At 55.4% G+C, this 2,000-nt stretch carries 2 protein-coding genes; both read right to left on the bottom strand.

The annotated features are described in order from the left end of the window. Nucleotides 1–704, bottom strand: a 704-nt coding sequence (gene istB / locus ACP5D4_RS21695) for an IS21-like element helper ATPase IstB (protein ID WP_428013680.1), incomplete at its 3' end; no start/stop codon positions are given. Further along, nucleotides 697–2,000, bottom strand: a 1,304-nt coding sequence (gene istA, locus ACP5D4_RS21690; protein WP_428013679.1) for an IS21 family transposase, incomplete at its 5' end; no start/stop codon positions are given. The genes istA and istB, both read right to left, overlap by 8 nt.

The raw sequence follows: 2,000 nt of genomic DNA, 5'->3' as shown, positions 1-2,000 counted from the left end.
CCGTCGATAAAGATGGTGTAAGAATCATGGACTATCCGGTCCAGGATGGCGTCAGCCAGGGTTTCTTCGCCGATCTTTTCATGCCATCCCCCAGGGGCAAACTGAGTGCAGAAGATTGTCGAAGCGTTCTGGTGCCTCGTTTCGACAATTTCGAGAACATCCATGGCCTGCGATTCTTTCAGTGGAGTCAGCAACCATTCGTCCAGGATCAGCAGGCCGACCTTCTTGTATTGCTTCATGACCTTTTTGTAGATGCCTTCTCCCCGGGCGACAGCGAGCTCATCCAGCAGATCCGGCAACCGTACATACCTGACCGTGTAGTAGTTCCGACAGGCGGCGATTCCGAAGGCGCAGGCGATGTAGGATTTTCCGTTGCCCGATGCTCCCATGATGATCAGGTTCCGTTTTTCCTGGATATAGGCGCAACCGGATAGCCTCAGGATCTGGGTCTTGTCCAGCTTGCGATCCGCATGGTATTCGATATCTTCAATGCTGGCCTGGGGATACCGGAACTCTGCGTTCTTAATGAGGCGCAACAACTTGTTGCTTTTGCGCCTGGCCCATTCCAGGTCGACCATGATGCCCACCCGTTCCTCAAAAGAAAGCTCACGGTATCTTTCGTCGTCCAACTGGGCCCTGAAGGATTCCGCCATGGCGGAAAGGCGCATCTCGTGCAGTTTGTTGACCGTGGTCGGACTAATCATCGTGGGGTCCTCCGTAGTAACCGGCACCCCTGACAAAGCCGTATCCGGCAGCTTCTTTTTTGGGCCCTGGCTTGCTGTCAAGTTGGTCTTGCAGTTTGTCCCTGCCGGCCCGCAAAATCGTCTGGATCGTCGTATAGCTGGGTTTGGACGTGTACCCCAGCGCATGGCGGCATGCCTTTTCGAACCGGGTGACGGAATATCTGTCCGCCAGCTTCATCAGGGATGTGCAGGTACGGTATCCCTGCTTTTCCACCTTGTGTGCCGACAGCAGGGCATTCACAACCTCAAGGGCAAAGGGCCCGATGGATTCGGCCCATTCACGGAAGGTGTCTCCGTTCATGGCAAGATACTTCCTGTGCTTCTCAGGCATGTGGTCGGGTGCAGTAACGATCTGGCCCTGTTGTCCCGAAACCCTGACGTGGCTCGCGATCCGGAGGCTCTGGTAAAAAACCTCGACGACTCTGCTGGTCACACGGACATCCACCTGGTGCCGGATGTATTCGTAGGGCACGGAATACCGGTTTCCCTCCACGAATATGTGATAATCATACTGTACGGACGCCTTCGACCAGGTGGCAAGTTCGTATGGGGAAGCAGGCAGAGGAAGCAGCAGAGCTTTTTCTTCTTGGAGAAAAGCGCTCTTCCTGCTTCCCGGTTTCTTTTGGAAGGGCTTGTCATTAAACTCTTCCAGCTTTTCGCCTATGGCACCGTTCAATTCCCGCAGCGTGAAGAACTGCTGGTTCCTCAGGGACGCGATGATCCACGTGGAGATGACGCCCACGGTTCCTTCGGCGTTGGGCTTGTCTTTCGGGCGTTTGACCCGAGCCGGGATTACCGCCGTCCCGTAATGTTCGGCCATTTCATGGTAGGTCCTGTTCAGCTTCGCCTCCGGTCGGGTCGCCTTGTCCACGCCCGTTTTCAGGTTGTCCGGAACCAGGATTCTGGGAACACCGCCGAAGTACCTGAATGCGTTGATGTGACCGTTGATCCAGCTTTCCTTGTCCATGGAGAGGAAGGCTTCCACGTAGGCGTATTGGCTGCAGGAAAGGGCGGCGACAAAGATGTATGCCGGGATTCGCTCTCCCGTTATGTTGTCGATGATATGGCCGGTTTTGCCAGCCCAGTCCACTTCGAGGGATTCGCCCGGTTTCCGCCTGATTCTGAGGGTCGCCTTGCTTATTGCGGCGTGTTTTCGGTAATACCGGCAGAACTGGCTGTACATCAATGGAAGGTCCCCGTTTGCGCGGCACTCCTCGCAATACTCGTGCCAAAGGAGACTGAGGGTAACACCGCTTT

Origin of the sequence: Baaleninema sp., assembly GCF_049974805.1 — a bacterium.
In the GTDB taxonomy this organism is placed as follows: domain Bacteria; phylum Cyanobacteriota; class Cyanobacteriia; order Cyanobacteriales; family Geitlerinemataceae; genus Baaleninema.
This window is presented reverse-complemented; position numbering and strand designations above follow the sequence as displayed.